The organism is Elusimicrobiota bacterium (assembly GCA_040757695.1).
In the GTDB taxonomy this organism is placed as follows: domain Bacteria; phylum Elusimicrobiota; class UBA8919; order UBA8919; family UBA8919; genus JBFLWK01.
In genome coordinates this window covers 1-7284 of the sequence record JBFLWK010000100.1, presented here as the reverse complement: position 1 = coordinate 7284, position 7284 = coordinate 1, and the positions used below count along the sequence as shown (strand labels likewise).

8 protein-coding genes are annotated in these 7284 nt (G+C 34.2%); all 8 read left to right on the top strand.

Annotated features, from left to right (window positions below; genetic code table 11):
* The first annotated feature begins 260 nt into the window (after window positions 1–260).
* Complete coding sequence (gene lpxC, locus AB1349_12055) at window positions 261–1571, top strand: UDP-3-O-acyl-N-acetylglucosamine deacetylase (protein MEW6558063.1); 1311 nt, start codon at window positions 261–263, stop codon at window positions 1569–1571.
* Window positions 1572–1591: 20 nt separating this feature from the next.
* A complete protein-coding gene (lpxA, locus tag AB1349_12050; protein ID MEW6558062.1) occupies window positions 1592–2383 on the top strand; it encodes an acyl-ACP--UDP-N-acetylglucosamine O-acyltransferase in 792 nt (263 codons plus the stop codon).
* A 62-nt stretch (window positions 2384–2445) separates the two neighbouring features.
* The gene (gene lpxI, locus AB1349_12045; protein MEW6558061.1) at window positions 2446–3234 is read left to right on the top strand and encodes a UDP-2,3-diacylglucosamine diphosphatase LpxI; all 789 of its coding nucleotides are present in this window, start codon (window positions 2446–2448) and stop codon (window positions 3232–3234) included.
* A 6-nt stretch (window positions 3235–3240) separates the two neighbouring features.
* Window positions 3241–4167, top strand: coding sequence for a Gfo/Idh/MocA family oxidoreductase (locus AB1349_12040; protein ID MEW6558060.1), 927 nt, complete (start codon window positions 3241–3243; stop codon window positions 4165–4167).
* A 75-nt stretch (window positions 4168–4242) separates the two neighbouring features.
* A complete protein-coding gene (gene lpxB, locus AB1349_12035; protein ID MEW6558059.1) occupies window positions 4243–5355 on the top strand; it encodes a lipid-A-disaccharide synthase in 1113 nt (370 codons plus the stop codon).
* Complete coding sequence (locus AB1349_12030) at window positions 5348–5875, top strand: isoprenylcysteine carboxylmethyltransferase family protein (protein ID MEW6558058.1); 528 nt, start codon at window positions 5348–5350, stop codon at window positions 5873–5875. Before lpxB ends, AB1349_12030 begins: the two co-directional genes overlap by 8 nt.
* A gap of 46 nt (window positions 5876–5921) precedes the next feature.
* Window positions 5922–6197, top strand: coding sequence for a metalloregulator ArsR/SmtB family transcription factor (locus AB1349_12025; protein ID MEW6558057.1), 276 nt, complete (start codon window positions 5922–5924; stop codon window positions 6195–6197).
* Between the two features lie 35 nt (window positions 6198–6232).
* Window positions 6233–7201 carry a CsgG/HfaB family protein gene (locus AB1349_12020; protein MEW6558056.1) on the top strand — a complete coding sequence of 323 codons (969 nt, stop codon included), beginning with the start codon at window positions 6233–6235 and terminating at the stop codon, window positions 7199–7201.
* The last annotated feature ends 83 nt before the right edge of the window (window positions 7202–7284 follow it).

Here is a 7284-nt window from a genome sequence, read left to right as displayed (position 1 = left end):
CAAAATTCAAAGAGCGATTTTAAAGGTCAAACCTTTAATTTGAGTGAATTTGCAAATATATTTTATAGTGGCTCCGACGAGCTATCTCAAAAAAATAGTGTTTATAGCCGTTTTTCAGGTCGAATTAAATCCGAATGACTGCAAGATGTCATTGCGAGGCGAAGCCGAAGCAATCTCGTTTTTGTAAACATCCGTGATAGTATTCGTGATAATTTGGGTTGAAATTCGTGAGACATTCATGATAAGGAGCGTAAACGACAATGGAGAAACAAAAAACTATTTTGCAAGAGGTTTCGTATTCAGGTATCGGGCTCCATACAGGAAATAATGTTTTAATCAAGTTAAAACCTGCAACTGAAAATACTGGAATAGTTTTTGTAAGATGCGACTTGCCTGATAATCCTAAAATAAAGGCGGATATTTCAAATGTTTTGACAACTGTTCGTGGGACAACCGTCGGACTTGATGAAAAAATATCTGTCCATACAGTTGAACATCTTCTTGCAACATTGTTTGCATTTGGAATAGATAACTTGATTATTGAAATGAATGCGAACGAACCACCTATTGGGGACGGGAGTGCAATGTCATTTGTTGAATTGATAAAAAAAGCAGGTATAACACAACTTTCAGCAGATAAGAAAATACTTGATATATTAACACCTGTGGTCTATAAAAATGAAGATGTGCTGATTACCGCAACACCATCAGACAAACTCCATATTACTTGCACAATAATTTATGACCATCCACTTTTAAAAACCCAGTTTTTAGCGTTGAATATAACACCGGAAATTTTTGAGAAAGAAATCGCACCTGCTAGAACTTTTTGTTTTGATTATGAAATTGAAGCGCTCAAGAACAAAGGACTTGCAAAAGGCGGAACACTTGAAAATGCAGTAGTGGTTGGTGCAAAAAAGATTCATACAAAACTAAGGTTTGAAAATGAATTTGTCCGCCATAAAATTCTTGATTTACTGGGTGATATTTCGTTGCTAGGCGATATTCTTAAAATGGATATCATAACTGTAAAATGCGGGCATAAAAATAATATCGCTTTTGCGAAAAAAATTGCAGAATCTTTAGACGGCAAAAAATCAATAGAAAAATCGCACTGGACTATCCCTGAAGGTAAAGTGCTGGATATTGATGAAATCAAAACAATTATCCCACACAGATTTCCATTTTTGTTTATTGATAAAGTAATTTTCGTTGAGCCTGAAAAAAGAGCAGTCGGAATAAAAAATGTTTCAGCAGGTGAACCGTTTTTTCAAGGTCATTTTCCTGAAAAACCAATAATGCCCGGCGTGTTAATTGTTGAGGCACTTGCACAGACATCATGTGTTTTGTTTCTGTCAAAACCTGAATTAAAAAATAAAAAACTGGCGTATTTTATGTCAATAAATAATGTTAAATTCAGAAAACCAGTTCTACCCGGTGATATACTTTATCTTGATATAGAAGTAGTAAAAGCAAAACAGGTAACCGGGGTAGTGAAGGGCTGTGCATATGTTGATGGGAAAGTGGTAACAGAAGCCGAGTTTACATTTATGCTGGTTGATAAACCGTAAACAGAAGGAGCGAAGCGACGATGATTCATCCTACAGCAATAATTGATAAATCAGCAGAAATAGAGAAAGATGTTGAAATCAGCCCATATGTATTTATTGGAAAAGATGTAAAAATAAGAAGCGGGACAGCTATTGGCACTTTTTCTGTAATTGAGTATGCTGAAATTGGTAAGAACTGTAAAATCTTTTCATCAGCATTTATAGGAACTGCCCCACAGGATTTGAAGTATAAAAACGAGCCAACAAAAATTATTATCGGTGATAACTGTATTGTTAGAGAAAATGTTACTCTTAATCGCGGCACACCAGCACATGGTCTTACAGAAATTGGCGATAATTGTCTTTTTATGGCATATTCGCATGTAGCACACGATTGTATTGTTGGCAACGGTGTTGTTTTTGCAAACTGTGTAACACTTGGCGGACATGTTGAAATCGGCGATTTTTCTATTATAGGCGGTCTTGCAGCAATACATCAGTTTGTAAGAATCGGGAGATTTGCTATGCTCGGGGGTGGAGCAATGGTTGTTCTTGATGTCCCGCCATTCTGTCAGGCACAGGGTGATAGGGCAAAACTCGTTGGATTAAATATCGTTGGGCTAAAAAGACATGGCTTTACAGAAAAACAAATCAGCGATATAAAATCAGTATATAAAACTGTCTTTACATCAGGACTTACTGTTGCAGAAGCGATTGACCAACTTGTTACTTCAAATCCATCTAAAGAAGTGAATGAATTTGTTGATTTTATAAAAAACTCAAAACGTGGCATAACAAGACCTGGAAAAATACAGGAAATAGATAGTGAATAAAAACACGATATTTTTCAGACGACAACCGTTAACGAATTAATTAATTAATCAATTTTCTAATAATGATTGGACTAGTTGCAGGAAATGGTAGTTTCCCATTAGTTTTTATAAAACAGGCAAAAAAAAGGGGTGAAAAAGTCGTTGCTATTGCTCTTTACGACGAGACGGATAAATCAATAGAAACACTTGCCGATAAAACCTACTGGATAAATGTCGGTCAGTTTTCCAAACTTATAGAAACCTTCAAAAAAGAAAATATCAAAAAATGTGTAATGGCAGGACAGGTAAAACATACAAAACTTTTTTCCGTCAAGCCTGACTTAAAAGCACTTTCACTTCTTACAAAACTTAAATCCAAAACTGCTGATTCAATTCTTTCTGCTGTATGTGATGAACTAAAAAAAGAAGGGATTGAGTTTTTATCTTCCGCAATTTATCTGTCTGATTCCATCGCAAAAAAAGAAATACTTACAAAAATAAAACCTGATAAATCACAGAAAGAAGATATTGAATTTGGCTATAAAATAGCAAAAGAAATTGCACAACTTGATATTGGTCAAACTGTCTGTGTAAAGGATAAATCAATCGTTGCGGTTGAGGCAATGGAAGGCACTGACGAGTGTATTAAGCGGTCAGGAAAAATCACAGATACTTTTACCGTTGTAAAGGTTGCAAGACCCAAACAGGATATGCGATTTGATATACCAGTGATTGGCTTAAGAACTGTTGAAACATTAAAAGAAGCAAACGCATTAGTTTTAGCTATTGAATCAGAAAAAACACTTATCCTGGAAAAAGAGAATGCAATAAAATTCGCAGATAATAACAAAATTTGTTTAGTTGGAATATAAAAATATATGAAAATAGGTGTCATTGGAGTTGGTTCGTTGGGGCAACACCATGCACGGATTTATTCGCAACTACCAGAGGTTGAACTTTTTGGTGTTTGTGATATTGATACAAAGCGTGCGGAAAAAATTGCAAAAAATTTTAATACGCAGTCATTTACCGACTACAAAGAGCTTGTTGGAAAAGTTGATGCTGTGAGCATAGTTGTGCCTACGCCGCTTCACTACATCGTTGCGAAAGATTTTCTTAATGCCGGAGTTCACTGCCTTATTGAAAAACCTATTACAGATAATGTTTTACATGCTGAGGAACTTCTGAAAATCGCTAACGAAAAAAATATAATTCTTCAAATCGGACACATTGAAAGATTTAACGCAGCGGTAATTGAAGCACAAAAATACATAAAACAGCCAAAATTTATTGAGGCACAGCGGCTGGGTCTGTATGACCCACGCGTTGCTCATATCAGTATTGTGATGGATTTGATGATTCACGATATTGATATTATTCTGACGCTTGTTAATTCAAAAATTATACAAATGGATGTAATTGGAGCAAAGGTTTTGTCTCAAAATGAGGATATTGCAAATGTTCGGCTTAAGTTTGAAAACGGTTGCGTTGCAAATATATCGGCATCCCGAGTATCATTAGAAAAATTCAGAAAAATACGAATTTTTCAGGACGACTGTTATATCTCGCTTGATTACATCGGTCAGTCGCTAAAAATCTATAGAAAAAAATCTGATATTGTACATTCTATGTCAGATATTGAAATTATCAAGCCGAAACTGAATGCTGAAGAGCCGCTTAAACAGGAACTTGAGCATTTCATAAATTGTGCAAAAACAGGCAAGAAACCACTCGTTACTGGCGAGCATGGCAGAGATGCATTGGAAGTTGCAATTGAAATTCTTAAAAAACTGCAAGTCACTTAAAAAATAATTGAACTGAAAATCAAATTTTAAGAATGAACGATAGTTGCTCATTTAGCTAAATGAGCAAGTGTGAAAATGAAAATTTTTATATCCGCTGGAGACCCGTCAGGTGATTTGCATGGTTCTAATCTAGTAAAAGAACTCAAATCCCAGAATCCAGAGGTTGAAGTTTTTGGGTTTGGTGGTGGTAAAATGGCATCCGTTTCAAACATTTTTGACAAAATTGCCGATGATTCAATTATCGGTTTCTGGGAGCCATTGAGAAATTTTTGCAGATTAAAAAAAAATTCTGATATTGCAGAAAAATTTTTTATTAACGAAAAGCCAACAGGTCTTATTATAATTGACTATTATGGCTTTAATATCTATCTTGCCAAACTAGCAAAACAAAACAAAATTCCGGTAATTTACTACATTTCACCGCAGGTTTGGGCAACAAGAGGCGGGAGAGTTCAAAAAATCAAAAAATATGTCAAAAAAATGCTGGTTATCTTTCCATTTGAAAAAAAAATCTATGAAAAAGCAGGTGTTCCTTGCGAATTTGTCGGACATCCACTATTAGATGTTATTCCTAATCGCCCAATCGCCCAATCGTCTAATCGCCTAATAATCGGCATAATGCCTGGCTCCAGAATTCAAGAAATAAATAATCATTTTGTTCCATTTTTTCAGGCATTTCAATTGATAATTAAAGAATTTCCTGATGCTAAATTGATTATTCCTGTATTTTCTGACAGAATCAAACATTATATCATAAATAACTTTGCATTATACAGTGATATGATTGAGTTTGTTATGCACGGTGATTATGAAAAAAGAGCAAAAATAAACCTTTGTATCACCTCATCAGGTACTGCAACCGTAGAAAATATGATTTTAGGCGTGCCAATGGTGATTTGCTACAAGACATCTTGGCTTACTTATCAGATTGTTAAAAATTTGATAAATGTGAAATTTATCGGTATGTCAAATGTATTGGCGGGACGAGAAATTTGTCCGGAACTGACTCAAAATAATATAACTGCTGAAAAAATCGCAGAAAAATGTTTTGAAATCTTGAAAAACAAGCCAATCTTAGAAAAAATGAGAACTGAAATTGCCGAAACAAGGCAGAAATTGGGTAACACAGGAGCAACTAAACGGGCAACTAACATCATTTTAAAAGAATTTAGTAGTAAAAATGGTTAATACTCTTCGCAGAATTATTGCATTTTTGTTTGCTATAATAGTTGTTTTGTTCGGGCTAAAATCTGAAAAAGTTTTTTATTGGGCAATTATCTTTATTCTTTGTGGTGAATCAATAAGAATATGGTCTGCGGGTTATATCAGAAAAAATAAAGTTCTTTCTATTGTGGGACCATACAGATATGTTAGGAATCCATTGTATATTGGTTCGTTTTTGATAGGAGTTGGTTTTGCACTTTTTATTGGAAATTTTTTTGTTCTAATTTTGATATTGATAAGTTTTGGGATAGTTTATACATTTCAAGTTAAATACGAAGAAAAAAAATTAACCGAAATTTTTGGTGAAAAATATCTTGAATACAAAAAAAATGTAAGACGCTGGCTGCCACGGATAACAGCATTTGGTTTAGAAGATGAGAAATTTAACATATCTCTTGCAATTCTTAAAAATAAAGAGTATAATTCTATATTAGGCTGTATTGGAATGATTTTTCTGATTTTGATTTTGAGAAGAATTTTATAAAAAAAGGAGGTTTGTTCATTTAGCTAAATGAGCAAGTGAGGAATGTATGGATTTAGCGACAAAAATCTTTAAGGCAGTGGCAAATGAGAGACGGGTAAGAATCATAAGAATGCTTGGCAAAAAAGATGAGATGACAGTTAACAGCATTGCTAATGAATTGAATTTGAGTTTGCCATCCGTCTCAAGACATTTACTGAAATTGGAAAATGTTGGTTTGTTAAAAAAACGCCAAACAAGCAGATGGATTTATTTTTCGCTAAATTTGGATAAAAACAAAAGGATTAATCTTGCGATATTAAAAATTTGTAAAGAAAGCAGATAGTTGCTCATTTAGCTAACTGAGCAAGTGAAGGAATTATGAGAAAATTTAGTATCGCTATATTGATTTGGAGTTGCGTTTGTTCAATTGGTTTCTGCACCGAAATAAAAACGATAGCAGTGATTGACTTCGGTGCACAAAACACATCGGCTTCGGATGCCGCAATAATTTCTGATTTTTTGCGAACTGAGTTGGTTAAAAAAGAATGTTTTAAGGTTGTTGACAAGACAAATATGACAAAAATTCTGGAAGAACAAAAATTTCAATACACCGGCTGTACTGACCAAATCTGTGCGGTGCAGATAGGAAAAGTCCTGAATGTTCAGTTGATGGTTATTGGACTTTATTCCAAATTAGAGGAGTTGAGATACCTCACTGCAAATATAGTTGATGTTGAAACAGGCGAGATAATTATTTCTGAAAAAATGAAATTTGAGGAAGTAAAAGATATTAATAAAGTAGTAGAAAAACTTGCTGAAAAACTGGTAAGAGATGTCTACAAAGAAAAATTTTATGACATAGCAAAACTCAAAAGATGGCATGGAATTGGGATTCGTGGTGGATATCTATTGGGAGAAAGAAAGCCATGGGAGTCGGTGAGGTCCCACGGGGTCGGTGGTGACCTGTTTTATGATTACATATTTGATTCTGGTTTAGGCATGGAATTAAATTTAGGTTTTTATACTCGTTTTTATCCTCAATCTTATGTAACTGAAATTAATTATTTCTTACCAATAGTTGTCAATTACCATTTATTATTTGAAAAATCAATTTCACCATTTTTAGGTATTGGATTACATTATTGGTGGAGGCGGTGGGATGGAGAAAATGGTGCAAATTTTATGTTAACTGGTGGAATGAGTACTTTTTTAAGTCAGCGGGTAAAGTTGAGTTTTGCAGTTAAACATTTTTTGACAGGTTCTATGAATAATCTTGATGCCACAGTAGTGGGTGGCGGCATTATTTATCCTGAAAAATGCGTGAAAACGCTGTTTTTTGACTCATAGTATTATTGATTTACCGACGACTAATATGTATAATAATCGGGAAAAAATAAGTCCTGCACAACCTTCACTAATAGTGAAACTTC

What these genes read in the sequence shown, in the direction of transcription:
- lpxC (MEW6558063.1), top strand. Translation starts at nt 261, where the DNA reads ATGGAGAAACAAAAAACTATTTTGCAAGAGGTTTCGTATTCAGGTATC.
- lpxA (MEW6558062.1), top strand. Translation starts at nt 1,592, where the DNA reads ATGATTCATCCTACAGCAATAATTGATAAATCAGCAGAAATAGAGAAA.
- lpxI (MEW6558061.1), top strand. Translation starts at nt 2,446, where the DNA reads ATGATTGGACTAGTTGCAGGAAATGGTAGTTTCCCATTAGTTTTTATA.
- AB1349_12040 (MEW6558060.1), top strand. Translation starts at nt 3,241, where the DNA reads ATGAAAATAGGTGTCATTGGAGTTGGTTCGTTGGGGCAACACCATGCA.
- lpxB (MEW6558059.1), top strand. Translation starts at nt 4,243, where the DNA reads ATGAAAATTTTTATATCCGCTGGAGACCCGTCAGGTGATTTGCATGGT.
- AB1349_12030 (MEW6558058.1), top strand. Translation starts at nt 5,348, where the DNA reads ATGGTTAATACTCTTCGCAGAATTATTGCATTTTTGTTTGCTATAATA.
- AB1349_12025 (MEW6558057.1), top strand. Translation starts at nt 5,922, where the DNA reads ATGGATTTAGCGACAAAAATCTTTAAGGCAGTGGCAAATGAGAGACGG.
- AB1349_12020 (MEW6558056.1), top strand. Translation starts at nt 6,233, where the DNA reads ATGAGAAAATTTAGTATCGCTATATTGATTTGGAGTTGCGTTTGTTCA.